The organism is Streptomyces sp. NPDC030799 (assembly GCF_055572255.1).
This window is the reverse complement of record NZ_JBVIDS010000001.1, coordinates 364,190-389,803: the sequence shown is the minus strand read 5'-3', so window position 1 is coordinate 389,803 and position 25,614 is coordinate 364,190. Positions and strand designations below refer to the sequence as shown.

Genomic DNA, 25,614 nt, shown 5'->3' with positions numbered 1-25,614 from the left:
GGCATGACGGCCGTCGTACGGATCCTGCTCCGCCGGGTCGCCCTGCTCGTGCCGCTGCTGCTCGGGATCGTCCTGTTCGTGTTCCTGGTGATGCGGTTCTCGGACGTCGACCCGGCCTCCGCGTTCTTCCAGGGGGCGAATCCGACGCCGCAGCAGCTGCACGACTTCCGGGAGCGGAACGGGCTGCTCGACCCGCTCCCCGTGCGGTACGTCCACTTCGTCGGCGCTCTGCTCCACGGAGACCTCGGCACCAGCGCCCTGACCGGAGCCCCGGTTGCCGACCAGGTCACCACCGCGCTGCCGCTCACCCTCCAGCTGACCTGCCTGGGACTGGCCGTCGCGGTGGTGCTGGCGCTGTCGGGCGGGGTCACGGCGGCCGTGTACCGGGACCGGATCCCGGACCAGGTCATCCGGGTGGTCTCGCTGGTCGGGGTGGCCGCGCCCGGGTTCTGGCTGGCGCTGCTGATGATCCAGTACCTGGCGGTGGACCGGGGCTGGTTCCCGACGGGCGGATACATCAACCCGGCCGACTCCGTCACCGGCTGGCTGAGGACCATGGCGCTGCCCGCCTTCGCGCTCTCCCTGCCGGTGGCCGCCCAGCTGACGCGAATCGTGCGGACCTCGGTGGTGGAGGAATTGGACAAGGACTATGTGCGCACAGCGATCGGGAGCGGGTTGCCGCCGCGCGTGGTGGTCGGCCGGAACGTCCTGCGCAACGCCCTCGTCAATCCGCTGACCGTGCTCGGCCTGCGGGTCGGCTATCTGCTCGGCGGCGCCGTCGTCATCGAGACGATCTTCTCGTTGCCCGGCATGGGCAAGCTGATGATCGACGCCGTGCAGAACGGTGATCCGGCGGTGGTGCAGGGGGTCGTCCTCACCACGGCCACCGGGTTCGTCGTCGTGAACCTCGTCATCGACGTCCTCCATCTGCTCGTCAACCCACGTCTGAGGGTGGCCTGATGGTCATGCGTGCGCGCCTCACCGAGCGGCTCCCCCGGCCCGGCGGCGGGCGGCTGCGCGGCCGGCGCCGGCTGCCGCTGCTGTCGCAGGCCGCCGTCTGTTTTCTCGCCCTCGTCGTCCTCGTCGCCGTACTCGCTCCCCTCCTCGCCCCGGACGACCCGCTCGACCAGCAGGACCCGGTCGGCGGCAGCGGGCATCCGTCCGCCGCGCACTGGCTCGGGCAGGACAGCCTCGGCCGGGACATCCTGAGCCGGCTGATGTACGGCGCCCGCTGGTCGCTGGCGATCGGGCTGGGCGCCACCGGGCTCGCCCTGGTCGCGGGCGCCGTCATCGGTGCGGTGGCCGCCACCTCGCGCAAGGCGGTCGACGAGACGCTGATGCGCTGCCTGGACGTGGTGATGGCGTTCCCGGGGATCGCGCTCGCGGCGGTTCTGGTCGCCGTGTTCGGCGGCGGGATCGGCGTGCTGATCTGTGCCCTCGCCTTCCTGTTCACGCCGCCCGTCGCCCGGGTCGTACGGGCGAACGTGCTCGATCAGTACGGCGAGGACTACGTCACGGCGGAGCGGGTGATCGGCGCCCGTACCGCGCACATCGTGCTGCGGCACGTGGCCGTCAACTGTGCCGCGCCCGTGCTCGTCTTCTGCACGGTCCAGGTCGCCGAGGCGATCGTGTTCGAGGCGTCGCTGTCCTTCATCGGCGCCGGGGTGCGGCCGCCGGACCCGTCCTGGGGCAGTGTCATCGCCGACGGCAAGAACATGGTGCTGACCGGCGGCTGGTGGGCGACCGTCTTTCCGGGGCTGCTGATCCTGCTGACCGTGCTGTCGCTGAACATCCTCTCCGAGGGTGTCTCCGACGCGTGGGCGGCACCGGCGCCCCGGGAGGTGCGGGCGCCTCAGGACCGGCTGCAGGCGCCGGAGCCGGGCAGCGGTGAGGTGCTCCCGCTGCCCGGTCTCGCCGAGGCCGCCCGGCGGCTGCGGTCCCGGGCCCGGCCCCGCCCCGGCTCCTCCGGTCAGCCGGTGCTCGCCGTGGAGAACCTCACCATCGGCTTCCCGGACCGGCACCGCGGGGTGGACATCGTGGCCGGGGTCGGCTTCGAGGTGTATCCCGGGGAAGTACTCGGCCTGGTGGGCGAGTCGGGCTGCGGGAAGTCGCTGACCGCGCTCACGGTCATGGGGCTGCAGCCGAGGGGCGCGCGCGTCGGCGGCCAGGTGCGGTTCCGGCAGCGGGATCTGCTCGCCGAGCCGATGCGGGTACGGCGGCGGCTGCTCGGCCACGAGATGGCGATGGTCCACCAGGACGCCCTGTCCTCGCTGAACCCGGCGATGACCATCCGGGCGCAGCTGAAACAGCTCGTCCGGCGCGGGGGCCGCCGCAGTCCGCGGGAGCTGCTGGACCTGGTCGGTCTGGACCCCGAGCGCACCCTGCGCAGCTATCCGCACGAGCTGTCCGGCGGCCAGCGCCAGCGCGTCCTGATCGCCATGGCCCTCTCCCGCGACCCGAGCCTGATCGTCGCCGACGAGCCGACAACGGCCCTGGACGTCACCGTGCAGGCCCAGGTGATGGAGCTGCTGCTGCGGCTGCGCGAGGAGCTGGGTTTCGCGCTGATCCTGGTCTCGCACGATCTGGCGCTGGTCGCCGACGTCACCGACCGGGTGGTGGTGATGTACGGCGGGCAGATCGTGGAGAGCGGGGTGACCGCCGAGCTGGTGGCGGCACCGGCCCACCACTACACGCGCGGTCTGCTCGGCAGTGTGCTGTCGCTGGAGTCGGCCGAGGAACGGATGACGCAGATCAAGGGGGTCGTACCGGCCCCGGCGGACTTTCCGGCGGGCTGCCGCTTCGCCGACCGCTGCCCGCTGGCGACCCAGGTGTGCCACGAGAGCGCCCCGGTCCTCGCCGGTACGGCCACCCACACGGCCGCCTGCCATCACCCGGCGGTACTACGTGGAGAACGAGGTGGTGCAGTGAACGAGGTGGTGCAGTGAACGCCGTCGTCGAGGTCCGGGACGTCCATGTGGTGCACAGGGCCCGCAGCGGCGGACTGCTGAGGCGCGACCGGGTGTACGCCCTGACCGGAGCCGGCCTCGCCGTGGCCCCCGGCGAGACGGTGGGCGTGGTCGGCGAGTCGGGGTGCGGGAAGTCGACGCTGGCCAGGGTGCTCGTGGGCGTACAGCGGCCGACCTCGGGGACGGTGGCGTTCCAGGGCCGCGACCTGTGGGCGATGCCGCCCGCCGAGCGCCGGGCCACCGTCGGCGCGGGCGTCGGGATGGTCTTCCAGGACCCGTCGACCGCACTGAACCGGCGGCTGACGGTACGGCGGATCCTGCGCGACCCGCTGGACGTCCACGACCGTGGCACCAGGGCCGAACGGGAGGAGAAAGTCAGGGAGTCGATGGCCCTGGTCGGCCTGCCCCGGGCCCTGGCGGACGCGTTGCCCGGACAGCTCTCCGGCGGGCAGCGGCAGCGCGTCGCCATCGCCCGTGCGCTCGCCCTGGACCCGGCCCTGGTCGTCGCCGACGAGCCGACCAGCGCACTGGACGTGTCGGTCCGCGCGCAGATCCTGAACCTCCTGCTGGACCTGAAGGAGCGCCTCGGGCTTGCCCTGGTGTTCGTCTCGCACGACATCCAGACGGTACGGCGGATGAGCGACCGGGTGATCACCATGTACCTGGGCCGGATCGTCGAGGAGGCCCCCGCCGACCGGGTCACGGACGCCGCCCGGCACCCGTACACGCGTGCCCTGTTCTCCGCCACGCCCGGTCTGCTGGACCCCCTCGACCCGATCCCGCTGACCGGGCCCGTGCCGTCGGCGACCCGGCCGCCGAGCGGCTGCCCGTTCCGCACCCGCTGCTGGAGGGCGGACGGGGTGTGCGCCCAGGTGATGCCTGAGTTTGCGGCCGCGTCACGGCCCGGCCACCGCTACCGCTGTCACCATCCTGTCGAGGAGGACCAGTCGACCCGCGACCTAGCACGCCAGGAGCCCTGAATGACCTTCCCCGCCCCGCTCACCGGTGTCGTCCCGCCCGTCTGCACGCCCCTGACACCGGAGCGCGAGGTGGATGTGCCCTCGCTGCTCAGGCTGGTCGACCACCTGGTGGACGGCGGGGTGCACGGGCTCTTCCTGCTCGGGTCCACGTCCGAGGCCGCGTTCCTGACGGACCGGCAGCGGCGGCTGGTCGTGGAGGCGGTGGTGGGCCATGTGGGCGGCGGGCTGCCCGTGCTCGCCGGCGCGATCGACATGACCACCCCGCGCGTCCTGGACCACGTCCGGGCCGTGACGGCGGCCGGCGCGCAGGCCGTCGTCGTCACCGCCCCGTTCTACGCCCGTACCCACCGCTCCGAGATCGTCCATCACTACCGCCGGATCGCCGCCGCGTCCACGGTGCCGGTCATCGCCTACGACATCCCCGTCGCCGTGCACACCAAGCTGCCCGCCGACGTGGTGCTGGGGCTGGCCGCCGACCGGGTGCTGGCCGGGATCAAGGACTCCAGCGGGGACCTGGCCGCCTTCCGTGAGATCGTCACCGGCGCCCGCACGAACCCCGGGTTCAGTGTGCTGACCGGCTCGGAGCTGATCGTGGACTCCGCGCTGGCGCTGGGCGCCGACGGGGCCGTGCCGGGGCTGGCCAACGTCGACCCGCACGGGTACGTCCGGCTGTACCGGATGTGCCGGGCCGGCGACTGGGACGGGGCGCGGGCCGAGCAGGAGCGGCTGTGCGCGCTGTTCGGGATGGTCACGGTCGGGGATCCGGCGCGGATGGGCGGCAGCTCGGCGGCGCTGGGCGCGTTCAAGGCCGCGCTGTATCTGCGGGGCGTCATCGACTGCCCGGTCACGGCGGAGCCGCAGGTGCCGCTGTCCGGGGAGGAGACCGAGAAGGTGGGCAAGTTCGTGGCGGCGGCCGGTCTTCTCTAGGCGATCGTCACTCTGCGGAACTCCACGGTGCCGTAGGCGTGCGCGGTGCCCGTCTCGTACAGGACGCCGACCGTGGCGTGGCCGAGCTGGACCAGGTCGGAGTAGGCGGCGGGGCGGTCCGAGAGGGTGAGGAGCCGGGTGAAGGTGCGGCCGGCGTCCGTGCTCGTCCAGAGGGCCAGGGCGCGGCGGGCGGTCGGCACGGAGGGCGCGGAGAACACCAACGGGGCTCCGGGTCCGTGGAGTTGCAGGACGCTGCCCTGGACCATGGGGACGTCGCCCAGCGCGGGCTGGACGGCGTAGGGGCGGTCGAGGGTGGTGCCGCCGTCGGAGGAGTAGGTGTCGAGGCGGTTGCCGGGCGCGCTGCCGTTCTGGTCGCGGGCACTGAAGTAGAGGCGGCCGTCCGGGAGTTGGGCGGCGCTCGTCTCGTTGGTGTTGGTCACGCCGTCGTAGGTGGCGTCCACGGAACCGAGCTGCCAGGTGCGGCCGCCGTCGTCGCTGTAGAGGGCGTGAGCGCCGTAGTACTTGGGCTCCTGGCCGGTGTCGGGGGATCCGGCGGGCGGGGCGGCGGAGTGGTCGGCGGGGACCAGCAGGCGGCCGGCATGGCGGCCCCGGGTGAGGACCACCGCGTGGCCGGGGCCGGTGGCGTACCAGCGCCAGCCGGGCCGCTTCACCTGCGCGGTGATGTCCACCGGGGGCGTGAAGTGCCGGCCGTCGTCCCAGCTGCGCTGGACGAACACCCGGCGGCCCCGCTCCTCGGGGACCTCGCCGCGCATGATCTGTTCCTCCGTCACCGAACCGCTGTTGCCGCAGGTCACGAGGATGACTGCACCCGTGCGGGGGTCCAGGACCGGCGCCGGGTTGCCCCGGGTGTCCCCGTGGCCCGGGGTCGCCACCGTCAGCGGACCCCAGGTGCAGCCGCCGTCGGTGGAGCGGCGCAGCACGACGTCGATGTCCCCGGTGTCGCCCGCGCTGTCGCGCCGGCCCTCGGCGAACGCCAGGATCGTGCCGTCCCAGGTCCGGACCGTGGCCGGGATCCGGTACGTGTGGTAGCCGCCCTCCCCCGAGACGTACGGCTGCGAGGAGACGCAGGCGGAGGCGGCGTGGGCCGGTGGGCGGGCGGCGAGCGAGGTGAGGAGCGCGAGGGCGGTGAGCAGGGTGCGGCTCTTCGGTGTCACCCACCCATGTTCCCCGGAACCATCCCTCCCGATTCGTCCCGGGGATCACTCGTACGGGCGACGTCGCGACCGATCGCCCGATCGGGCGATCCGTGGGCCGGACCGGGGCAGGCCGGTCAGGACGGCGTGCGGGCGGCGGCCAGGAGACGGGTGACGTCGTCGGCGCAGATGGTCAGGGCCGCGCCGACCGTGGTGAGGGCGTCGCGTTCGGCGGGGGTGTAGGGGCCGTCGGCCAGCGCGATGCGGGCGGCCTGGAGGAGCAGGGACTCGCGGCCGGCCGGGGCGAGGTGCGGGGCCAGCGGGTCCAGCGCCTCGTGCAGCTCTATGGTCAGGCTCGTGCCGCCCTCCCCGCCGAGGACCCGGCCGGTATCGGCGGCGAGGGCCTCGACCAGGGCGGCCAGCTGGTCCTCGGTGCAGCCGTCGAAGCCGGCCGCGCGCACGGCCGCGGCGGCGGTCTCCAGCGCCGTCCGGGAGGAGGTGCCGCCCGCGGCGAGCACCGCGAGGGCGACGGTGTGCACGGCGTCGCGGAGCATCGCGGAGAAGCGGCGGGTGGTGGGGTGGTCGAGGACGTCGGTGCCGTAGTGGTGGCGGCAGGCGGCGCACTCCACGACCGGTCCGGCCGTGCCGCGGGGCAGCAGGGGCACTCCGAGCAGGGTGAGCCGGCGGCGCCCGGTGAGCCGCTGGTAGTTGCGGTCGCCTCCGCAGCCGGGGCAGTAGAACTCGCCGTCCCCGATCGGTGTCCATGCGGTGCGTGTGCCCAGGAAGCGCAGGGCCTGGCCGTCTCGTCCCCGTACTGGCAGCACGTCGCACCTCCGTAACCGCACGGCAACATCGCCGCGCTGGCGTGATGTTAGCCACATCCCGGAGGTTGAGTCAGTACCCCGTAAGAGACCTTTCTGTGACCTGCGGTGACCATTGGCCGGAAAACGGCGGGCGGGACAGCGCCCTGAAGGGGCGCGGGGAACTGCGCGACCGGCCACAACGGCGCAGCGGCCGATCGACGGCCCCTCGCGGCACATACCGAAGCGGCAGTTCCCCGCGCACCCGGCGGAGCGACTAGCGGGCCGCGCGGTTCACCGCGGAGACGACCGCCTTCAGCGACGCACGCGTCGTGTTCGCGTCGATGCCGATGCCCCACAGGACCTTGCCGTCGATCGCGCATTCGATGTAGGAGGCGGCCTGTGCGGAGGCGCCCTCGCTCATCGTGTGCTCCTGGTAGTCCAGCAGGCGTACGTCGATGCCGATGGACTGCAGGGCGTCGAAGAAGGCCGAGATCGGACCGTTGCCGGAACCGGTCAGGACGGTGTCCTGGCCGTCCACCGTCGCCTCGACCGTGAGGGTGTCGGTGCCGTCGGTGTCCGTGGTCGACTGCCCCGTCCTGACCTGGATGCGGCCCCACGGGTTGTCCGGGTTCGGCAGGTACTCGTCCTGGAAGACCGCCCAGATCTGCTTCGGCGTGATCTCGCCGCCCTCGGCGTCGGTCTTCGCCTGGATCAGCTTCGAGAACTCGATCTGCATCCGGCGCGGCAGGTCCAGCTTGTGGTCGTTCTTCAGGACGTAGGAGATACCGCCCTTGCCGGACTGCGAGTTGACCCGGATCACGGCCTCGTACGAACGGCCGACGTCCTTCGGGTCGATCGGCAGGTACGGCACCGCCCACTCGATGTCGTCGACGGTGACCCCGCGCGCCGCCGCGTCCGCCTCCATCGCGTCGAAGCCCTTCTTGATGGCGTCCTGGTGGGAGCCGGAGAAGGACGTGTAGACCAGGTCGCCCACGTACGGGTGGCGCGGGTGGACCTCCATCTGGTTGCAGTACTCCCACGTACGACGGATCTCGTCGATGTCGGAGAAGTCGATCTGCGGGTCGACGCCCTGCGAGAACAGGTTCATGCCCAGGGTGACGAGGTCGACGTTGCCGGTGCGCTCGCCCTGTCCGAACAGGCAGCCCTCGACGCGGTCGGCGCCGGCCATCAGGGCCAGCTCGGCCGCCGCCACGGCCGTACCGCGGTCGTTGTGCGGGTGGACGGACAGGCAGACGTACTCGCGGCGGGTCAGGTTGCGGTGCATCCACTCGAAGCGGTCCGCGTGCGTGGACGGGGTCGAACGCTCCACGGTGGCGGGCAGGTTGAGGATGATCTCGCGGCCGGGGCCGGGCTGCCAGACGTCCATGACCGCCTCGCAGACCTCCAGCGCGAAGTCCAGCTCGGTGTCGGTGAAGATCTCGGGGCTGTACTGGTAGCCGAACTCGGTCTCGGGGCCCAGCAGCTTGTCGGCGTACTCCATCACCAGGCGGGTGCCGTCGACGGCGATCTGCTTGATGTCGTCCTTGGAGCCGCGGAAGACGACCCGGCGGAACACGGGAGCCGTCGCGTTGTACAGGTGGACCGTGGCCCGCTTGGCGCCCTTCAGGGACTCCACGGTCCGCTCGATCAGGTCCTCGCGGGCCTGGGTCAGCACGGAGATCGTGACGTCGTCCGGGATCGCGCCCTCTTCCTCGATGATCGAGCGCACGAAGTCGAAGTCGGTCTGGCCCGAGGCCGGGAAGCCGACCTCGATCTCCTTGTAGCCCATCTTGACCAGCTGGTCGAACATCCGGCGCTTGCGCTCGGGCGACATGGGGTCGATCAGGGCCTGATTGCCGTCGCGCAGGTCGGTGGAGAGCCAGCGGGGGGCGACGGTGATGCGCTGCTCCGGCCAGGTGCGGTCCGGGATGTCGACCTGCTCGTAGCGGCCGTACTTGTGGATCGGCATGGAACTGGGCTGCTGGCGGTTGGCCATGGTGCGTGGGCTCCTCAGGGTGTCCGGAGATCCGGATGTCCGGGTGGACGGCCGACGACGCAACGCCAAAGCTCCGCGGGGAGGGAGTCGGCCTTGTGACTACAGGCCCTCGCCGCGGCAGCTAAGAAGAAGCAGCCCGAAACGCATGATGCCTCGCAGCCTAACCGAGCCGCCCCGGACCCGGGGGACGCGTTTCAGTATGCGGGACCGTGACCGCAAAACGGACAAAAAGTGCTCTTCGCCACAACGCCTTAGCACATCGTCACGGAGTGTGGTGCTCCGTGTCCCGGTATTTCACCAATCATGGTGGCAGCTAGTGACATCGGCATCACTGAATGCGATGGTGCGGGACATGACGACCAACGGGGGCTTCGAGCCCGTCTTCTGCACGATCGTGCCGCCCCACGTCCTCGACAAGCTCGCGCAGGCCGAGGACGCCGCGCTCTCCGGCCCGGCCCGCCGGTCCCTGGAGCACGACGCCTACCAGCGCACCAAGCGCCGTCTGACCACGGTCGTCGGCGCGCCCTCCGTCGCCGCTCCCGCGGGCGCCGCCGCCGACCAGCCGCACCGCACCATCTACGACGCCCGCCACACCCAGGACCTGCCCGGCACCAAGGTCCGCGAGGAGGGCTCCGACCCGGGCTCGGACGCCACCGTCAACCGCGCCTACGCGGGCCTCGGCGCCACCTTCGAGCTGTACCTGAAGGCGTACGGCCGCCACTCGATCGACGGCGACGGCCTGCCGCTGGACGCCACCGTGCACTTCGGCGAGGGCTACGACAACGCCTTCTGGAACGGCGAGCAGATGGTGTTCGGCGACGGCGACGGCGAGGTCTTCCTCGACTTCACCCTCCCGGTGGACGTCATCGGCCACGAGCTGACCCACGGCGTCACCCAGTACACCGCGAACCTGGAGTACTTCGGCCAGTCCGGCGCGCTCAACGAGTCGGTCTCCGATGTCTTCGGCTCGATGATCAAGCAGTACACGCTCGGCCAGACCGCCGCCGAGGCCGACTGGCTGATCGGCGCGGGCCTGCTCGCCCCGCACGTCCACGGCACCGCGCTGCGCTCGATGAAGGCCCCGGGCACGGCGTACGACGACCCGAACCTGGGCAAGGACCCGCAGCCGGCGACCATGGAGCACTACGTCCGCACCGGCCGCGACAACGGCGGCGTGCACATCAACTCGGGCATCCCCAACCACGCCTTCTACCTGGTCGCCACGGCCATCGGCGGGCACTCCTGGGAGAAGGCCGGGCAGATCTGGTACGACGTGCTGACCGGCGGCGACCTCAAGCAGGACGCGCTGTTCGCCGACTTCGCCACGCTGACGGTGAAGGCGGCCCGGGAGCGGTTCGGCGCCGGGGACGAGCTCCAGGCCGTGCAGAAGGCGTGGGAACAGGTCGGGGTGCGGACGCTGTAGTGCCGCGACGCCGGAGTGCTGGACACTGGGCCCATGCGGATTCAAGTGAGGCGCACGGGCGGTTTCGCGGGCATCGAGCGCCGGGCCGAGGTGGACACCGCGGGCCGGCCCGACGCCCCCGCGTGGCAGGCCCTGGCCGAACGCGTCCTCGCGTCCGGCCGGGGCACCCCGCCCGCCGGCGTCCCGGACGGCTTCCAGTACGAGATCACGGTGGACGGCCGCACGGTGTATGCGGCCGATCCCCGACTCACCGAGGAGGAGCGGGAGTTGGTGTCCCGGGTACTGAAGGAGGGCGCGTGACCGCCGGTTTCCGCCGGGGCGTTGACTTCTGTTACCGGGGGTAAGGATGATCCGGCCATGGCGACTGACGCAGGCGATCCCGTATCCGCCCCGATCCCCCGCTTCCCGGACGGCTTCCTGTGGGGTGTCTCGACCTCCGCCCATCAGATCGAGGGGGCGGCCGAGGAACGCGAGCCATCCGTGTGGGATGTCTTCACGGCCGCACCGGGGCGGGTGAAGGACGGTTCGACGGCGGCGGTGGCCTGTGACCACTACCACCGCTTCCGCGAGGACGTCGCCCTCCTCGCCGGCCTCGGCGTGGACGCGTACCGCTTCTCGGTCTCCTGGCCCCGCGTGAACTCCCCCGGCGGGCTGGACTTCTACGACCGCCTGGTGGACGAGCTGTGCGCCGCGGGCGTACGGCCCGTGCCCACCCTCTTCCACTGGGACCTGCCCGCCTCCCTGGACTGGCTGGAGCGGGACACGGCGGCCCGGTTCGCCGGCCATGTGACGACGGTGGCCGAGCGCCTCGGCGACCGGGTGAGCAAGTGGATCACCCTGAACGAGCCCGCCGAGCACACCCTGCTGGGCCACGCCCTCGGCGCCCACGCCCCCGGCAGGCAGCTCCTGTTCGACGCGCTCCCGGTCGCCCACCATCAGCTCCTCGCCCACGGTCTCGCGGTACGGGCCCTGCGCGCGGCCGGGGCCACGGACGTCGGCATCGCCAACTCCCACGGCCCCACCTGGCCCGCCTCCGCCGAACCGGCGGACGTCGAGGCGGCCGGTTTCTACGACGTCCTGCTCAACCGCCTGTTCGCCGAGCCGGTCATCCTCGGCGCGTACCCGGACGGCCTGGGCGAGTTGATGCCGGGCGACGTGCAGGAGGACCTGAAGGTCATCGCCGAGCCCGTCGACTGGTACGGGATCAACTACTACGCGCCCACCCGAGTGGGGGCACCCGGCGGCGCCGACAGCGAGTACGGCGGTCTGACGCTCCCCGCAGGACTGCCCTTCTCGGTCCGGGAGATCGAGGGCCGCCCGGTGACCGACTTCGGCTGGCCGATCGTCCCGGAGGGCCTCACCGAGCTGCTGTGCGGCTTCCACGAGAGGTACGGCGACAAGCTCCCGCCGATCGTCATCACCGAGAACGGCTGCTCCTACGACGGCCTCGACGACCAGGACCGCATCGCCTACCTGGACGCCCACCTCCGCGCCCTGCACACCGCGCTGGAGGCCGGCGTGGACGTGCGCGGCTACTTCGTGTGGTCCCTCATGGACAACTTCGAGTGGGCCGAGGGGTACGCCCGCCGCTTCGGCCTGGTGCACGTGGACTACGAGACGCTGCAGCGCACCCCGAAGGCCTCCTACCACTGGTTCCGGGACCTGCTGCGGACCCAGGGATGACCACCGCCGCCCTGGCCGAGCCCGTCGCACCCGTCGGCCGGGGCTGGACGGCGGCCCTCGCACTGGCCAACGGGGCGATCTGGGTCGGCTGGTTCGGCCCGCTGCAGATCCTGCTCGCCTCCCAGGCGAAGGACTTCGCGCCCGGCACCGGGATGTCCAAGGAGACGCTGCTGGCCTGGGTGACCGGCGCCGGCGCGGTGGTCTCGCTGCTCGCCGGCCCGCTCTTCGGCGCGCTGTCCGACCGTACGACGGCCCGCCGGGGCCGCCGTACGCCATGGATCGTGGCCGGGGCGGCGGGCGGCGCGGTGTCCTTGCTGCTGCTCGCACAGGCGGGCGGAGCGGGGTCCATGGCGGTGGGCTGGTGCCTGGTGCAGCTCACGCTGAACGCGGCGTTCGCGGCGGTGACGGCGGCCGTACCGGACCGGGTCCCCCGGCTCCAGCGGGGCGCGGTGGGCGGCTGGCTGGGGACGGCACAGATCCTGGGCGTGGTCGGCGGCACGGGCCTGGCGACGGCGGCGGGCGGGACCGGGGCCGGATACACGGCGTGTGCGGTGTGCACGACGGCGGGCGTGCTGCCGTACGTCCTGCGCTACCGGGATCTGCGGCTGGCGCGGGCGGACCGGCCGGCGTGGTCGTGGCGGTCGTTCCTGGCGGGGTTCTGGCTGAGTCCCCGCCGCCACCCCGACCTCGGCTGGGCCTGGCTGACCCGCTTCCTGATCAACCTCAGCAACTCCCTCGTCCTGCTGTACCTCCTCTATTACCTGCGCGACCGCCTGCACCACGCCGACCCGGACCAGGGCGTGCTGGTTCTGACCGCCGTCAACAGCCTGACGCTGACGGCGACGGTCGTGGCGGGCGGCGTCTGGTCGGACCGGGTGGGCCGGCGCAAGCCGTTCGTCGTCTGGTCGGGCGTGCTGATGGCGGTGGCGACGGCGGCCCTGGCCGGCTGGCAGACCTGGCCCGGCGCGATCGTCGCGGCGGCCGTCCTGGGCGTCGGCTTCGGCGTGTTCACCTCCGTCGACTTCGCACTGATGACGGACGTCCTGCCGAAGGCGCTGGACCGGGGCAAGGACCTCGGCGTGATCAACGTGGCCAACGCGCTGCCCCAGGTCGCGGCCCCCGCCCTGGCCGCGCCGATCGTGACCCACCTCGGCGGGTACCGGGTGCTGTACCTGGTGGCGGCGGTGATCGGGCTGGCAGGGGCGGTGCTGGTGGGGCGGATCAGAGGGGTCGAGTAGGTCAGAGGGCGCCTGCGTCCCGGGCGGCCCACACGGTCGGATGGTGCGGCCGGAAGCCGAGGTCCCGGCGGATCCGCTCGGTGGACATGATCCCGAGCCACGGGTCGGGGTCGGTCCTGGTGTGCAGGTCGGCGGGCACCTCGACGCCGTTGAGCCGGTGCAGCTCGACCGCCGTGACGGGGGCGTCGTCGGCGATGTTGTAGACGGGCCCGCCGACCGCCGGCGCGTACAGCAGGCGCAGCAGCCCCTGGGCGACATCGGCGTGGTGACCCATGTGCAGCCGCTGGGTCGCCGCCCAGTGCGCCGCCCAGCGCAGGGACTGGGCGAGATGGGGATCGCCCTCGCCGTAGACGAAGGGGAGCCGGCCGATGCGCACCTCCATGCCCTCCAGGGCGAGCAGCTCCCGCTCGGCCGCGGCCTTGGACTCGGGGTAGGCGCCCCACATCGCGCCGCCGGGCCGGATCTCGTCCTCCTCGGTCAGCGGGCGGCCCCGCCCGACGCCGTACACCAGCCCGGTACTGACCTGCACGAAGCGCCGCACTCCGGAGGTCACCGCGGCCCGGCCCAGGGCCACGGCCGCGTCCCGGTTGACGGCCCACGCCTCCTCGTCCGGCACCCCGCGGAAGGACGCCGCGACGTTGACGACCGCGTCCGCCCCGGCCACCGCCTTGCCGAGCGCCTCCGCGTCCCGCAGATCCCCGACGACGACCTCGGCGCCCAGCTCGGCGAAGCGCTCACCGCGCGATGCGTCCCGCACCAGGACCCGTACCCGCTCGCCCGGCCGCCGCTGCGCCAGCAGCCTCGGCACGAAGCGCCGGCCGACCTGCCCCGTCGTCCCCGTCACCAGTGTCAGCATGATCCGTTCCTCTCGCTGGATGTGCCTCCACCCTCGGCCACCGCGTTGCGGACCGGCAGAGACCTCCCGATCAGGGGATCGGCAGTCCCTGGATAAGCCGGGCGCGCTGCCCCACCCTGAAGGGGTGAACCGGACCGAACTCGCCGACTTCCTGCGCCGCGGCCGAACCCGCCTGGACCCGTCCGACGTGGGCCTCGCCCCCGGCGCCCGGCGCCGCACCCCGGGTCTGCGCCGGGAGGAGGTGGCGTCGCTGGCGGGCATGTCCGTGGACTACTACACGCGCCTGGAGCAGTCCCGCGGCCCGCGCCCGTCCCGCCAGATGCTCGCCGCGCTGGCCCGTGCCCTGCGGCTGAGGGACGACGAACGGGACCATCTCTTCCATCTGGCGGGCGAGGAACCACCGCGGCGGGACGCCACGTCCGCCCACGTCCGCCCCGGTCTGCTGCTGGTCCTGGACCGGCTGCACGACACACCGGCGCAGGTGTTGACGGACTGCGGTGAGGTGCTGGCCCAGAACGCGATGTCGAAGGCGCTGACGGGTGACGCCACCGCCCGTCCGCCGCGCGAGCGCAACCTGATCCGCCGCTTCTTCCTGGATCCCGCGACCCGCGGCCTGTTCCCCCCGGAGGACCTGCCCGAACTGGCCCGCGCCCACGTGGCCGATCTCCGCCGGGTGGCCGCGGCCCGCCCCGACGACCCGCAACCGGCCGCGCTGGTGGCCGAACTCCGCTCGGCCAGCGAGGAGTTCGCACGACTGTGGGAAGCACACGAGGTGGCGGGACGCCGGTCCGCCAGGAAACGCTTCCGGCATCCCGTGGTCGGCCTCCTGGAACTGGACTGCGAGGTCCTCCTCCACCACGGCCACCGCCAACTGCTCGTCCTGCACACGGCCCGCCCGGGCACGGAGGCGCACGACAGACTGCAGCTGCTGCGGGTGGTGGGCTTGCAGGACCTTTCCCCCAGCAGTCCCTGACCGCTCGGAAGGCCGCTAGGGGGTGTCGTTTGGATCATCCCGGCCGTCGCGGGCCCTGGCACGCACATCTGCCGCGTTGTCGTCACTCGCCGACGCTCCGCGTCGACTCCCTCCTCCGCCTTGCAGCTGCACGCACCAGACCCCGCTCGGGTCGGCCGGTCGGCACCGCTCGTCACGGCCGGCCTGATCCGAACGACACCCCCTAGAAGCCCAGCCTGCGCAGCTGCTTCGGGTCGCGCTGCCAGTCCTTGGCGACCTTGACGTGGAGGTCCAGGAAGACGGGCGTGCCGAGCAGTGCCTCGATCTGCTTGCGGGACTTGATGCCGACTTCCTTCAGCCGCTTGCCCTTGGGGCCGATGATGATGCCCTTCTGGCTGGGACGCTCGATGTAGACGTTGGCGTGGATGTCCAGGAGGGGACGGTCCGCGGGACGGTCCTCGCGCGGCAGCATCTCCTCCACGACCACGGCGATGGAGTGCGGCAGCTCGTCGCGGACCCCCTCCAGCGCGGCCTCGCGGATGAGCTCCGCGATCATGACCTGCTCGGGCTCGTCGGTCAGGTCACCCTCGGGGTAGAGCGCGGGGCCCTCGGGGAGAAGGGGGATCAGGAGGTCGGCCAGCAGGTCGACCTGCTTGGAGCCGACCGCCGACACCGGCACGATCTCCGCCCACTCGATACCCAGGTCCTTGCCCAGCTGGTCGATCGCGATCAGCTGCTCGGCCAGGGTCTTGGAGTCGACCAGGTCGGTCTTGGTGACGATGGCGATCTTCGGGGTCTTCTTGATCCCCGCCAGCTCCTTGGCGATGAAACGGTCACCGGGACCGATCTTCTCGTTCGCCGGCAGGCAGAAGCCGATCACGTCGACCTCGGCCCACGTCGTGCGGACGACGTCGTTGAGCCGCTCGCCGAGCAGGGTGCGCGGCTTGTGGAGCCCCGGGGTGTCCACCAGGATCAGCTGGGCGTCGGGCCGGTGCACGATGCCCCGTACCGTGTGCCGCGTCGTCTGCGGCTGGTTCGCGGTGATCGCCACCTTCTGCCCGACCAGAGCGTTCGTGAGGGTGGACTTGCCCGCGTTGGGGCGGCCCACGAAGCAGGCGAAACCGGCGCGGTGGACGGCCTCGGCCGGCTGCTCGGATGACTGGGTACGAACACTCATGCCGTTCATTGTCCCTGATCCACAAAGCCCCGCCGTACCGTGAGGTTTCGGTAACCCTCACGCAACGAAACGTCACGGAAACACACCCGTACGCGACCGGAAACGCACACCGGTGACCCTCTGACGAGCCCCGACCCCGTTGGAGACGCCCGTGACCCTCGCCGCCGCGCATGTGAACACCGGCGACACCGCCTGGCTGCTCGCCGCGACCGCCCTCGTCCTGCTGATGACCCCGGGCCTGGCCCTGTTCTACGGCGGCATGGTCCGCACGAAGAGCGTCCTCAACATGCTGATGATGAGCTTCGTGTCGATCGCCCTGGTCACGGTCGTATGGCTGGCGGCCGGCTACTCCCTCGCCTTCGGCGACGACGCCTTCGCGGGGCTCATCGGCGGACTCCACCACGCCGGCATGGCGCACATCACCCCGGACAGCGCGCACGGCACGGTCCCCACCCTGCTCTTCGCCACCTTCCAGCTCACCTTCGCGATCATCACGGCCGCGCTGATCAGCGGCGCGGTCGCCGACCGGACCAAGTTCTCGGCGTGGCTGGTCTTCGTACCGGTGTGGACCCTCCTCGTATACGTTCCGGTCACCCACTGGGTGTGGGGTCCCGGCGGCTGGATCCTCGACAGGCTCGGCGCCCTGGACTTCGCGGGCGGTCTGCCCGTCGAGATCACCTCCGGCGCCTCCGGCCTCGCCCTGTGCCTGGTCCTCGGCCCGCGGCTCGGCTTCAAGAAGGACGCCATGCGCCCGCACAACCTGCCCATGGTGATCCTCGGCGCCGGCCTGCTGTGGTTCGGCTGGTTCGGCTTCAACGCCGGTTCCGCGCTCGGCGCGAACGGCCTCGCCGCGGCCGCCTTCCTCAACACGCTGGCCGCCGGCTGCACCGGTCTGCTCGGCTGGCTCTTCGTCGAGCACAAGCGCGACGGCCACCCGACCACCTTGGGCGCCGCCTCCGGCGCGGTCGCCGGACTGGTCGCGATCACCCCGTCCTGCGGCGCGGTCTCGCTGCTCGGCGCCCTCGTCGTCGGCCTCGCCGCCGGCGTGGTCTGCTCCTATGCCGTGAGCTGGAAGTTCAAGCTCGACTACGACGACTCGCTGGACGTCGTCGGCGTCCACCTGGTCGGCGGTGTCATCGGCACCCTGCTGATCGGCCTGTTCGCCGAGAAGGCGATGACCGGCGGTACCGAGGGCCTCCTCTACGGCGGCGGACTCGCCCAGCTCGGCAAGCAGACCCTCGCCGTGGCTGTCGTGGCCGGCTACGCCTTCACGGTGACGTACGGCCTCGGCAAGCTGCTCGACAAGGCGATGGGCCTGCGCGCGAGCGAGGAGCAGGAGCTCACCGGCCTGGACCTTACGGTGCACGCCGAGACGGCATACGATCACGGCGTCCTGGGCCACGGCGCCCCGGTCACCTCGTCCGTCCTCGCCTCCGCCCAGAAGGCCTCCGTCCACAAGGCCCCCACCCAGAAGGTCGACACCCAGGCATGAAGCTCATCACCGCGATCGTCAAGCCGTACCGGCTGGACGAGGTCAAGACGGCCCTGCAGGAGCTGGGCGTGCACGGTCTGACCGTGACCGAGGCGAGCGGCTACGGCCGGCAGCGCGGCCACACCGAGGTGTACCGGGGCGCGGAGTACCGGGTCGACCTGGTGCCGAAGGTGCGCATCGAGGTCGTGGTGGAGGACGCGGACGCCGACGCCGTGATCGACGCGATCGTCAGCGCCGCGCAGACGGGGAAGATCGGGGACGGGAAGGTGTGGGCCGTACCCGTGGAGACGGTCGTCCGCGTGCGGACCGGCGAACGCGGCCCCGACGCGCTCTGACCAGCAGCACTCCGGTCGCCGCGCCCGCGACGAACACCAGCGTCACGACCAGCCACGGCAGCGCGAGGAAGGCGGCGCCCGCCGACTGCCGGGTACCGGGCGCGCTCACGGTCAGCGTCACCTCGCCCCGGTCGAGTTGGGGCGCCCCGCGCCAGGTCTCGGTGAGCCGGACCCGCTGTCCCGGCAGCAGCTCGGACGGCGCCCCGGTCAGCTCGCGGTCGAGCAGCGTACGGCCGAACAGCCCGCGGGCCTTCAGTTCCACCTTGGGGTGGAGGGTGACGTTCCCGGTGTTGCGCAGGGTGTAGGAGATGGTCGCCGTGCTGTCGCCGAGGCCGGGGACGAGCGGCTGGTGATGGCTGATGTGCAGCTGTCCGACGGAGAGCGCGGGCAGGGTGGGCCCGCCGACCCGCAGGTAGACCCGGGCACCGACGGCCCGCTGCACTCCGAGCGCGAACCGCCCGCTGCCGGGGTCGATCCTCTCGTCGAGCGCGACCAGGGCACCGGGGTGGTCACCGGGCTCGGCCCCTTCCGGGACGTGCAGCGTGAACGGCACGGTGACCGTCCGGTGCGCGGGCACGGTGATCCGGGACTTCGCGGGCTTCGCCCAGGCGCCCACCCCGCGCATCCGCTCCTTCAGCGTACGCACGGCGAAGCCGCCGTCCCTGGGCGTGTTGTAGGCGTCGGCCGCATAGAGCCGGAAGGTGAGCGGTCTGCCGGTCCTGTTCTGGACGGCGACCTTGTCGGTGAGGGTCTGGCCGGGGTCCGCGGAGAGGTAGAAGGAGGGCCGCGCGGCGACTTTCGAGGCGACCGGGTAGACGGACCAACTGCCGTTGTCGGCGGCGTGGGCGGGCGTGGCCTGCCAGGCCAGCATCAGGCCGAGGAGGAGGACGTACAGCTTGCGCATGGGTGCGGACCCCCGCGGACGAGAGACGAGAGACAGGGGAGAGTCGGGGGAGAGTCAGGGGAACGGGCGGGTGCGGACGCCCGTACGCTCAGGTGAGCGTCAGTGTGAGCACACCCGAGTACGCGCCGGGAGGCGTGAACGCCGGTACGTCCAGGGAGAGTCCGGCGTCGACGGTGAACTCACCACCGGTGAGCGTGCCGTCGGAGGTCGACGCCAGGGTCGCTCCCGAGCCGCCCAGGGCGCCCGCCGAGCCGGCCTTGCAGGTGCTGGGGCTGCCCGGCTTGGTCGCGCAGGCCGGGGTCCAGCTCAGTCTGCCCGCGTCGATCCTGCCGCCGGGGCCGGTGAAGTCGGTGACCTTGCCGGTCAGGGACCAGCCCGCGGGCCCGCCTCGGAAGTCCTGCACGGTCACGGTCTGGAGCTTGCCCGAGGAGGCCCCGCCCTTGCCGAAGCCGACCGCCGACAGCGCGACGGAGTCCCCGGCCTGTGACATGGACAGCGTGCCGACCTTGACCGTGGTGGTCAGCTTCTGGCCACCGGGCGGGACGGGGGTGTTGTCGTTGACGACGTAGGCCGCGGGTCCGGCCCCCTTGTCCGCGTTCCAGGAGCCGCCCTCGTACGCCACGATCCCGGTCGTCGTCCTGTCGTTGACGACGAGGGAACCGCTGAAGGAGCCCTGGGCGTTCGCGGTCACGGTCGCGGTGTCCGCGGTCTGGGTGCCGCCGGACCGCCCGGCCAGCGTGACGGTCGCGCCCGCAGTGAAGTGCGTACCGCTCACGGTGACACTGGCGCCCGGATCTCCCGAGGCCGAACTGAGCGAGATCGCCCGGGTGTTGGCCGGGGTCCCGGAGGTCGCCGTCACGGTCTGGGACACCGGGGCGGGCGGATTGGTGACCGTGCAGGGGGTGTCCAGTTCCATGATGTAGCTGGTGTGGATGTTGTAGTCGCCGGGCGACAGGGTGATCTGGCCGGCCTTGGTGACGGTGAACGTCCCGGTCATGGAGAAGGACGGGAAGGCGGCCTTCCCCGGCACCGGCGGGTTCTTCTTGGGTCCCGTGACGGTCACGTCCCCGGTCTGTACGCCACCGAGGGTGACCTTCCCGGTCGGGGTCATGATGTCGGCCGGCAGGGCCAGGTCGGTGGGATTGCCGGCGGCGGCCGTGACCACGGTGTAGGTCACGGTGACGGTGTCGCCGACCTTGGGACTGGCATTGTCCACGGACACGCCGGCGGTCGTGGTGCCGTCGATCGGCGGCAGGCCCGCGATGGCGGGCGGGATGCAGTGCGTGGCGAAGTCCACGTTCGTGCCGGCGGCGCCGGCCGGACAGGCCAGCGCGCCGCCCGCGGTGACCGCGAGCGCGGTCGCCCCGAACAGTGACGCCCAGCGCCACTGTCGGGATCTTCGTGGTCTTGGGGGTGTCGAACCCATGGGGCCCCCTCCTGAGGGTTGCGGGCGCAGCGGCTCATCTGCGCCGACAGGGGGCATTGATGTGGAGCGGGGGTGAGAAGTCAATGGAGATGCCGCAGAAACCTGACGGATCATCAGTTCTCGTCGGTTTCTGCGGCATCCGGAACAGATCGCTCGGTCCCGTCAGTCGAACACGAAGGGCCCGGGTGACTGCGGACCGCTCGCGGTGCAGGTCACGGTGACGCCGAAGATCACCATCTTCAGCGAGCCGCCGTAGGCGTCCAGGCGGTCACCGGAGGCGACGGTGCCGGGGAGCGGGCCGACGCTGACCGGGTCGCCGGTGTTCATGGCCGGGTTGATCTTCCCGCTGAACACGACGCTGCCACCGCCCGCCTTGGCCAGGGTGAGGGTGGAGGTGATGGAGTCCTTCGCCACCGCGACCGGTGCGGTGATGGCCGAGGAGGTGAGGGTGATGGTGGCCGAGGTGCCGCTCTGGGCGGCGGTGAGCGTGGCCGCGCCACCGCCGAAGATGCCGCAGCTCGCGGTGATGGTCGCCGACTGTGGGGTGACGGCGGCCGCGGTGGGCGCGAAGGCGAGTCCGGTGACCGCGAGGGCCCCGGTGACCAGCGCCGCACCCGTTGCCGTGCGCTTGCGTCTCATGGGGATCCGCTTCCCTTCCCTGTGGGGAGTGCCGTGTGGGGGGACGCCGACGGGCGGGTGCGGATCTGACGACCCGTCGGATGTACGGCTTCATTGATGCGCAAGGGCTGGAACCCAACAAGGTTGAATTCCAGCCGACCTTTCGTTCGGCCGGTACTTCGGTACGTCAGCCGGCGGAAACGGTCACCCGCACAACCCCGTCGAGCCCGGCCAGCAACACCGGCGTCCCCGCACCCCCGAGATCGGCGACCGCGGCCAAGTCCTCCCCGGGCACCGACTCCACCTCACTCACCACCGCCGCCGCCTCCAACGACGTGGCCCCCGACGCCACGGCCATGGCGACAGCCGTCCGCAGCGCGCTCAGCTTCAGCGACGGCAGCGAAACCGACCCGGCGACATAGGTCCGCCCGGTCTCGTCCCGTACGGCCGCCCCCTCCGGCACACCGTTGCGGGCCCGCACCGAACGGGCCAGGGTGACGATCTTGCGGTCCTCGGGATCAAGCGCGTTGCTCTCGGTCATGCCCAGAGCATACGAAGCCGCACCCGCCGCGCCGTCCTTCACCCCGCCACGGGGTACATCGCGCCCCGCCGCCCCTCCGGAGAGGCGAGCCACTCCAGCTTCGCCGCGGTGTTCGCCTCCTCCAGCGGAGTGTGCAGCACGATCATCAGATCGGGCCGGGCCGGCACCTTCATCACCGTCGACTCCACGACCAGCAGCCCGGCCAGCGGATGGTCCAGCTCCTTGCGGACCTGCCCCTGTTCCTCGATGTCCCGCTCGGCCCACAGCGCCACGAACTCGGGACTGCGCTCGCTCACCTCCGCGAGCACCGCCTGGAACCCCTCGTCGTCCGGCCGCGCCGCAGACGCGGCCCGGAACTGTGCCACGACCGTACGGGCGTTCTCCTCCCAGCTGTGGCTCCGCGACCGGTACAGCGGATCGGTGAAGAAGTCGACGAGACAGTTCTGGGTGATGTCCGGCCGCATGCCGAGCACGATCGCGGCCGCGTCGTTGTACATCACGCAGTTGTAGTACAGGTCCATGATGTGCGCCGGATACGGCATCCAGGTGTCGATCAGCCGCCGCAGCCCCTCGCACATGTCCCGTTTGCCGGGCACCACTTCGGGCGCCGGCGGGTTCAGCCCGGCCAGCAGATACAGGTGCCGGCGCTCGGCGCCGCTCAGCCGCAGCACCCGCGCCACCGCGTCGAGCACCGAGGGCGAGACGGAGATCTCCCGCCCCTGCTCCAGCCACTGGTACCAGGAGGCGCCCACCCCGGCGAGCACGGCGACCTCCTCCCGGCGCAGCCCCGGCGTACGGCGCCGGCCGCCCCCGGCAGGCAGTCCGGCTTCCTCGGGACTGACCCGGGCCCGTCGGCTCATCAGGAACTCGCGCAGTTCGTTGCGCCGTTCACTCCTCGTCGCCCCCGCAGCAGGCACGTACCGCTCCTCCCCCGTCGTGTCTGGTGGTGCCACCACCACCATAAGTTCCGACTCCCCATGTTTCTTCCGCCGGCCGGAAGCTCGTGCCATGGCGATCGACACCACCACCCAGTCCACCACCCCCACGGGCACCTCGCTCGACACTCCCCGGCCGCCCCGGTTGTCGACGCGTGACAAGCTCGTCCTGTTCGTGCTGTGCGCGGCCCAGTTCATGGTCGCGCTGGACTTCTCCGTCCTGAACGTGGCCCTGCCGGACCTCGGCACCGACCTCGGCATGAGCCGCTCGGCCCTGCAGTGGGCGGTCACCGCGTTCGCGCTCCCGTCCGGCGGCTTCCTCCTTCTGTTCGGCCGGATCGGCGACCTGTACGGCCGGCGGAAGCTGTTCCTGACCGGCCTGGCCCTGTTCGGCGCGGCCTCGCTGCTGGCGACCCTGGCCTGGGACCCGGCGTCCTTCCTCACCGGACGCGCGCTGCAGGGCCTCGGCGCGGCGGCGATCGTCCCGACGGGTATGTCCCTGCTGACCACCACCTTCCCCGAGGGTCCGGCCCGGGACCGTGCCCTCGGCATCTCCGGCACGCTGATGTCGCTGGGCTTCACGGTCGGCATGATCGCGGGCGGTGTGCTGACGGACGCGCTCGGCTGGCGTTCCACGATGGCCCTGCTGACGGTGTTCGCGCTCATCGTGCTGCCGCTGGCCCCGGGCCTGCTGCCGGAGTCGCGGACTCCGCAGGGCCCGCGTCTGGACGTGCCGGGCGCGGTCACCGTCACCACCGGTCTGCTGTCCCTGATCTACGCCCTGTCCACGGCCGCCGACCACGGCTTCGCCCGTCCGGACGTCATCACCACCCTGGTCGCCGGCCTCCTCCTGCTGACCGCGTTCACGGTGATCGAGTCCCGTTCGGCCGCGCCGCTGGTCTCGCTGCCCATGCTGCGCCGCCGCACGGTGGCCTGGGGCAACGTGGGCGGTCTGGTCACCTTCTCGATGATGTCGACGGTGATCTTCGTGCTGACCCTGTACCTCCAGGAGGTCCTGCACCTGTCGGCGTTCGAGACGGGCCTGGTCTTCGGCGTCCAGGGCGTCCTGTCGGCCGTCGCCGGCACGCTCGCCCCGAAGGTGATCGGCCGCTTCGGCGCCCGCCGCACCCTGGTCGGCTCGCTGACCGGCCAGGGCGCGCTGATCGCGGCGCTGCTCCTGCTGAACGCGCACACCTGGTCGGTCTGGCTCGCCACGGCGGCAGTGTCCCTGGCCAGCATGTGCCACCTGGGCGCGATCATCTCCTACGGCCTGACCGTCACCTCCGGTGTCCCGGACGAGGAGCAGGGCCTGGCGACGGGTCTGGTGACCTCCACCCAGCAGGTGGGCATCACCATCGGCATCCCGCTGCTGGGCGTGCTGGCGACCACCTCCGGCGATCTGCTGGGCGGCGTCCACACGGTCCTCGCCCTGGACGCGGCGATCGTTCTCGCCACCGCCGTCCTGGTCGGCCTGGGCCTGCGCCGGGGCCGGTCCGGGGTCTGAACGATCCCGTTCCGCGCGGCCGTGCACACCGCACGGCCGCGCGCCGGTTTCACGGCCGGTCCAGCCGCAGCCGCTCCGCCCTCGGCAGGCCGGCGACGACGAGGTCGTACGAGTCCTCGATCAACTCCTTGACCAGCCGTTCGGGGAGTGTGCCGTCGACCGTCACGGTGTTCCAGTGCCGCTTGTTCATGTGGTACCCGGGAATGATCAGCCCCTCGTGCTCCCCGCGCAGCCGCACCGCGTCCTCCGGGTCGCACTTGAGATTGACCGTCAGGGGCCGCGCGCCCAGGTTCGTCAGGGCGAACATCCTGCCCAGCACCTTGAAGACCGACGTCTGCGGGTTGAACGGGAAGTCCTCCACGGCCGCGTTGAAGGACAGGCAGAACGCGCGCAGTTCCTCGGGCGTCACTCGGGCTTCTCCCGGGCCTTCCCGGCGGGCTCGACCAGGACCGTCACGATCTTGTTCCGGCGGCCGGCCGCGGCCTCCGCGGTCAGCTTCAGCCGGCGCTCGTCGGGCAGCTCGACCTCGGCGGACGCACCCGCGATGGGGACACGGCCGAGGGCCTTGGCGAGCAGTCCGCCGACGGTCTCCACGTCCTCGTCGTCGTACTCCTCCAGGCCGTACAGCTCGCCGAGATCGGTGATGTCCAGGCGGGCGGTGACCCGGAAGCGGTCGTCGCCGAGGTCCTCGACCGGCGGGAGTTCGCGGTCGTACTCGTCGGTGATCTCGCCGACGATCTCCTCCAGGATGTCCTCGATGGTGACGATGCCGGCGGTGCCGCCGTATTCGTCGATGACGACGGCGACGTGGTTGCGTTCCTTCTGCATCTCGCGCAGCAGGTCACCGGCGTTCTTGGTGTCGGGCACGAAGACTGCCGGCCGCATGGCGGTCGAGACCAGGTCGCTCTCCGCGTCACGGCTGATGTGCGTCTTGCGGACCAGGTCCTTCAGATACACGATCCCGACGATGTCGTCCTCGCTCTCGCCGGTGACCGGGATCCGGGAGAAACCGGAGCGCAGGGCGAGGGTGAGGGCCTGCCGGATGGTCTTGAAGCGCTCGATGGTGACCAGGTCGGTACGCGGCACCATGACCTCGCGCACCAGCGTGTCCCCCAGCTCGAAGACCGAGTGCACCATGCGGCGCTCCTCGTCCTCGATCAGAGACTCCTGCTCGGCGAGGTCGACCAGCGCACGCAGCTCCGCCTCGGAGGCGAAGGGGCCGCGCCGGAAGCCCTTGCCGGGCGTGAGCGCGTTACCGATGAGGATCAGCAGGGACGGGATCGGACCCATGATCCTGGCGAGCGGCAGCAGCACGTACGCGGACACGGTCGCCGTGTTCAGCGGGTGCTGGCGGCCGATGGTGCGCGGTGACACGCCCACGGCGACGTACGACACCAGCACCATCACCCCGATGGCGACCAGCAGGGCCTGCCAGGTGGCGGCGAACTCCTGCAGACAGGCGTACGTCACCAGCGCCGCGGCCGCCATCTCGCAGGCGACGCGGACCAGCAGGGCCACATTGAGATAGCGGGTGGGGTCGGCGGCGACCTGGGCGAGCCTGGCGCTGCCGCGCCGCCCTGACTTGACCGCCTCCTCGGCGCGGAAGCTGGAGACCCGGGCGATGCCCGCCTCCGCGCAGGCGGCGAGCCAGGCCACGACGACCAGCGCGATCGCGCCGACCACGATCTGCGGAGACATACGGCC

The 25,614-nt window shown here is 71.8% G+C and carries 24 protein-coding genes; 12 read left to right on the top strand and 12 right to left on the bottom strand.

The genetic code is table 11. The annotated features are described in order from the left end of the window. The first annotated feature begins 3 nt into the window (after nt 1-3). Genes ACZ41I_RS01660 through ACZ41I_RS01645 form a run of 4 tightly spaced genes read left to right on the top strand, consistent with a single transcriptional unit; the run spans nt 4 to nt 4,873 of the window. Entirely contained in the window at nt 4-960 is a 957-nt protein-coding gene (locus ACZ41I_RS01660) for an ABC transporter permease (protein WP_468512912.1), read from the top strand. Next, nucleotides 960-2,945, top strand: a complete 1,986-nt coding sequence (locus ACZ41I_RS01655; protein WP_468512911.1) for a dipeptide/oligopeptide/nickel ABC transporter permease/ATP-binding protein — start codon at nt 960-962, stop codon at nt 2,943-2,945. The genes ACZ41I_RS01660 and ACZ41I_RS01655 overlap by 1 nt, the downstream gene beginning before the upstream one ends. Then, complete coding sequence (locus ACZ41I_RS01650; protein ID WP_363215881.1) at nt 2,942-3,946, top strand: ABC transporter ATP-binding protein; 1,005 nt, start codon at nt 2,942-2,944, stop codon at nt 3,944-3,946. The genes ACZ41I_RS01655 and ACZ41I_RS01650 overlap by 4 nt, the downstream gene beginning before the upstream one ends. Beyond that, a complete protein-coding gene (locus ACZ41I_RS01645; protein ID WP_468512910.1) occupies nt 3,947-4,873 on the top strand; it encodes a dihydrodipicolinate synthase family protein in 927 nt (308 codons plus the stop codon). Here ACZ41I_RS01645 and ACZ41I_RS01640 read toward each other — a convergent pair. The 3 genes from ACZ41I_RS01640 to leuA all read right to left on the bottom strand — a co-directional run bounded on the left by ACZ41I_RS01640 (nt 4,870) and on the right by leuA (nt 8,826). After that, nucleotides 4,870-6,048, bottom strand: a complete 1,179-nt coding sequence (locus ACZ41I_RS01640) for a sialidase family protein (RefSeq protein WP_468512909.1) — start codon at nt 6,046-6,048, stop codon at nt 4,870-4,872. The genes ACZ41I_RS01645 and ACZ41I_RS01640 overlap by 4 nt on opposite strands. Before the next feature lie 116 nt (nt 6,049-6,164). Beyond that, nucleotides 6,165-6,851 (bottom strand): TerB family tellurite resistance protein, encoded by a 687-nt coding sequence (locus ACZ41I_RS01635; RefSeq protein WP_363215878.1) that lies wholly within the window; start codon nt 6,849-6,851, stop codon nt 6,165-6,167. A gap of 253 nt (nt 6,852-7,104) precedes the next feature. Beyond that, entirely contained in the window at nt 7,105-8,826 is a 1,722-nt protein-coding gene (gene leuA, locus ACZ41I_RS01630) for a 2-isopropylmalate synthase (RefSeq protein ID WP_363215877.1), read from the bottom strand. A 352-nt stretch (nt 8,827-9,178) separates the two neighbouring features. Here leuA and ACZ41I_RS01625 point away from each other — a divergent pair, with 352 nt between their 5' ends. From ACZ41I_RS01625 to ACZ41I_RS01610, 4 genes are read left to right on the top strand one after another with little or no spacing between them, the layout of a single operon-like run. Next, a complete protein-coding gene (locus ACZ41I_RS01625; protein WP_363215876.1) occupies nt 9,179-10,249 on the top strand; it encodes a M4 family metallopeptidase in 1,071 nt (356 codons plus the stop codon). Nucleotides 10,250-10,282: 33 nt separating this feature from the next. Beyond that, on the top strand, nt 10,283-10,549 hold the full coding sequence (locus tag ACZ41I_RS01620) for a protealysin inhibitor emfourin (RefSeq protein WP_363215874.1): 267 nt from the start codon (nt 10,283-10,285) through the stop codon (nt 10,547-10,549). Between the two features lie 57 nt (nt 10,550-10,606). After that, on the top strand, nt 10,607-11,932 hold the full coding sequence (locus ACZ41I_RS01615) for a GH1 family beta-glucosidase (RefSeq protein WP_399771971.1): 1,326 nt from the start codon (nt 10,607-10,609) through the stop codon (nt 11,930-11,932). Beyond that, nucleotides 11,929-13,170, top strand: coding sequence for an MFS transporter (locus ACZ41I_RS01610; protein ID WP_468512908.1), 1,242 nt, complete (start codon nt 11,929-11,931; stop codon nt 13,168-13,170). Before ACZ41I_RS01615 ends, ACZ41I_RS01610 begins: the two co-directional genes overlap by 4 nt. Before the next feature lies 1 nt (nt 13,171). On the opposite strand, the gene ACZ41I_RS01605 is transcribed toward ACZ41I_RS01610, so the two are convergent. Continuing rightward, a complete protein-coding gene (locus ACZ41I_RS01605; protein WP_363215871.1) occupies nt 13,172-14,026 on the bottom strand; it encodes an NAD-dependent epimerase/dehydratase family protein in 855 nt (284 codons plus the stop codon). Between the two features lie 124 nt (nt 14,027-14,150). Here ACZ41I_RS01605 and ACZ41I_RS01600 point away from each other — a divergent pair, with 124 nt between their 5' ends. Next, nucleotides 14,151-14,999 carry a helix-turn-helix transcriptional regulator gene (locus ACZ41I_RS01600; protein ID WP_399771979.1) on the top strand — a complete coding sequence of 283 codons (849 nt, stop codon included), beginning with the start codon at nt 14,151-14,153 and terminating at the stop codon, nt 14,997-14,999. Nucleotides 15,000-15,201: 202 nt separating this feature from the next. Here ACZ41I_RS01600 and era read toward each other — a convergent pair whose 3' ends face one another. Beyond that, nucleotides 15,202-16,155 carry a GTPase Era gene (gene era / locus ACZ41I_RS01595; RefSeq protein WP_363215869.1) on the bottom strand — a complete coding sequence of 318 codons (954 nt, stop codon included), beginning with the start codon at nt 16,153-16,155 and terminating at the stop codon, nt 15,202-15,204. 151 nt (nt 16,156-16,306) lie between these two features. Here era and ACZ41I_RS01590 point away from each other — a divergent pair, with 151 nt between their 5' ends. Both ACZ41I_RS01590 and ACZ41I_RS01585 read left to right on the top strand, forming a co-directional pair. Further along, a complete protein-coding gene (locus ACZ41I_RS01590) occupies nt 16,307-17,647 on the top strand; it encodes an ammonium transporter (protein ID WP_363215868.1) in 1,341 nt (446 codons plus the stop codon). Next, nucleotides 17,644-17,982 (top strand): P-II family nitrogen regulator, encoded by a 339-nt coding sequence (locus ACZ41I_RS01585; RefSeq protein ID WP_363215866.1) that lies wholly within the window; start codon nt 17,644-17,646, stop codon nt 17,980-17,982. Before ACZ41I_RS01590 ends, ACZ41I_RS01585 begins: the two co-directional genes overlap by 4 nt. Here ACZ41I_RS01585 and ACZ41I_RS01580 read toward each other — a convergent pair. The 5 genes from ACZ41I_RS01580 to ACZ41I_RS01560 all read right to left on the bottom strand — a co-directional run bounded on the left by ACZ41I_RS01580 (nt 17,876) and on the right by ACZ41I_RS01560 (nt 22,331). Further along, a complete protein-coding gene (locus ACZ41I_RS01580) occupies nt 17,876-18,886 on the bottom strand; it encodes a DUF916 domain-containing protein (RefSeq protein WP_468512907.1) in 1,011 nt (336 codons plus the stop codon). The genes ACZ41I_RS01585 and ACZ41I_RS01580 overlap by 107 nt on opposite strands. An 88-nt stretch (nt 18,887-18,974) precedes the next feature. Further along, nucleotides 18,975-20,312 carry a beta-xylosidase gene (locus ACZ41I_RS01575; protein ID WP_468512906.1) on the bottom strand — a complete coding sequence of 446 codons (1,338 nt, stop codon included), beginning with the start codon at nt 20,310-20,312 and terminating at the stop codon, nt 18,975-18,977. A gap of 162 nt (nt 20,313-20,474) precedes the next feature. Beyond that, nucleotides 20,475-20,951 (bottom strand): hypothetical protein, encoded by a 477-nt coding sequence (locus ACZ41I_RS01570; protein ID WP_468325767.1) that lies wholly within the window; start codon nt 20,949-20,951, stop codon nt 20,475-20,477. 166 nt (nt 20,952-21,117) lie between these two features. Continuing rightward, on the bottom strand, nt 21,118-21,471 hold the full coding sequence (locus ACZ41I_RS01565; protein WP_363215862.1) for a cytidine deaminase: 354 nt from the start codon (nt 21,469-21,471) through the stop codon (nt 21,118-21,120). A gap of 38 nt (nt 21,472-21,509) precedes the next feature. Beyond that, nucleotides 21,510-22,331 (bottom strand): helix-turn-helix transcriptional regulator, encoded by an 822-nt coding sequence (locus tag ACZ41I_RS01560; RefSeq protein WP_399772119.1) that lies wholly within the window; start codon nt 22,329-22,331, stop codon nt 21,510-21,512. Nucleotides 22,332-22,479: 148 nt separating this feature from the next. Here ACZ41I_RS01560 and ACZ41I_RS01555 point away from each other — a divergent pair, with 148 nt between their 5' ends. Continuing rightward, on the top strand, nt 22,480-23,910 hold the full coding sequence (locus ACZ41I_RS01555) for an MFS transporter (protein ID WP_468325761.1): 1,431 nt from the start codon (nt 22,480-22,482) through the stop codon (nt 23,908-23,910). Between the two features lie 49 nt (nt 23,911-23,959). Here the strand turns inward: ACZ41I_RS01555 and ACZ41I_RS01550 are convergent, their stop codons facing one another. Together ACZ41I_RS01550 and ACZ41I_RS01545 are read right to left on the bottom strand one after the other, a co-directional pair. Continuing rightward, complete coding sequence (locus tag ACZ41I_RS01550) at nt 23,960-24,319, bottom strand: MmcQ/YjbR family DNA-binding protein (RefSeq protein ID WP_363217895.1); 360 nt, start codon at nt 24,317-24,319, stop codon at nt 23,960-23,962. After that, complete coding sequence (locus ACZ41I_RS01545) at nt 24,316-25,608, bottom strand: hemolysin family protein (protein WP_399771995.1); 1,293 nt, start codon at nt 25,606-25,608, stop codon at nt 24,316-24,318. The genes ACZ41I_RS01550 and ACZ41I_RS01545 overlap by 4 nt, the downstream gene beginning before the upstream one ends. Between the last annotated feature and the right edge of the window lie 6 nt (nt 25,609-25,614).

Excerpts from the sequence above, each read along its gene's own strand:
- ACZ41I_RS01660 (WP_468512912.1), top strand. The coding sequence starts at position 4 with ATGACGGCCGTCGTACGGATCCTGCTCCGCCGGGTCGCCCTGCTCGTG.
- ACZ41I_RS01655 (WP_468512911.1), top strand. The coding sequence starts at position 960 with ATGGTCATGCGTGCGCGCCTCACCGAGCGGCTCCCCCGGCCCGGCGGC.
- ACZ41I_RS01645 (WP_468512910.1), top strand. The coding sequence starts at position 3,947 with ATGACCTTCCCCGCCCCGCTCACCGGTGTCGTCCCGCCCGTCTGCACG.
- leuA (WP_363215877.1), bottom strand. The coding sequence starts at position 8,826 with ATGGCCAACCGCCAGCAGCCCAGTTCCATGCCGATCCACAAGTACGGC.
- ACZ41I_RS01625 (WP_363215876.1), top strand. The coding sequence starts at position 9,179 with ATGACGACCAACGGGGGCTTCGAGCCCGTCTTCTGCACGATCGTGCCG.
- ACZ41I_RS01620 (WP_363215874.1), top strand. The coding sequence starts at position 10,283 with ATGCGGATTCAAGTGAGGCGCACGGGCGGTTTCGCGGGCATCGAGCGC.
- ACZ41I_RS01615 (WP_399771971.1), top strand. The coding sequence starts at position 10,607 with ATGGCGACTGACGCAGGCGATCCCGTATCCGCCCCGATCCCCCGCTTC.
- ACZ41I_RS01610 (WP_468512908.1), top strand. The coding sequence starts at position 11,929 with ATGACCACCGCCGCCCTGGCCGAGCCCGTCGCACCCGTCGGCCGGGGC.
- ACZ41I_RS01605 (WP_363215871.1), bottom strand. The coding sequence starts at position 14,026 with ATGCTGACACTGGTGACGGGGACGACGGGGCAGGTCGGCCGGCGCTTC.
- era (WP_363215869.1), bottom strand. The coding sequence starts at position 16,155 with ATGAGTGTTCGTACCCAGTCATCCGAGCAGCCGGCCGAGGCCGTCCAC.
- ACZ41I_RS01585 (WP_363215866.1), top strand. The coding sequence starts at position 17,644 with ATGAAGCTCATCACCGCGATCGTCAAGCCGTACCGGCTGGACGAGGTC.
- ACZ41I_RS01580 (WP_468512907.1), bottom strand. The coding sequence starts at position 18,886 with ATGCGCAAGCTGTACGTCCTCCTCCTCGGCCTGATGCTGGCCTGGCAG.
- ACZ41I_RS01575 (WP_468512906.1), bottom strand. The coding sequence starts at position 20,312 with ATGGGTTCGACACCCCCAAGACCACGAAGATCCCGACAGTGGCGCTGG.
- ACZ41I_RS01570 (WP_468325767.1), bottom strand. The coding sequence starts at position 20,951 with ATGAGACGCAAGCGCACGGCAACGGGTGCGGCGCTGGTCACCGGGGCC.
- ACZ41I_RS01565 (WP_363215862.1), bottom strand. The coding sequence starts at position 21,471 with ATGACCGAGAGCAACGCGCTTGATCCCGAGGACCGCAAGATCGTCACC.
- ACZ41I_RS01560 (WP_399772119.1), bottom strand. The coding sequence starts at position 22,331 with ATGAGCCGACGGGCCCGGGTCAGTCCCGAGGAAGCCGGACTGCCTGCC.
- ACZ41I_RS01555 (WP_468325761.1), top strand. The coding sequence starts at position 22,480 with ATGGCGATCGACACCACCACCCAGTCCACCACCCCCACGGGCACCTCG.
- ACZ41I_RS01545 (WP_399771995.1), bottom strand. The coding sequence starts at position 25,608 with ATGTCTCCGCAGATCGTGGTCGGCGCGATCGCGCTGGTCGTCGTGGCC.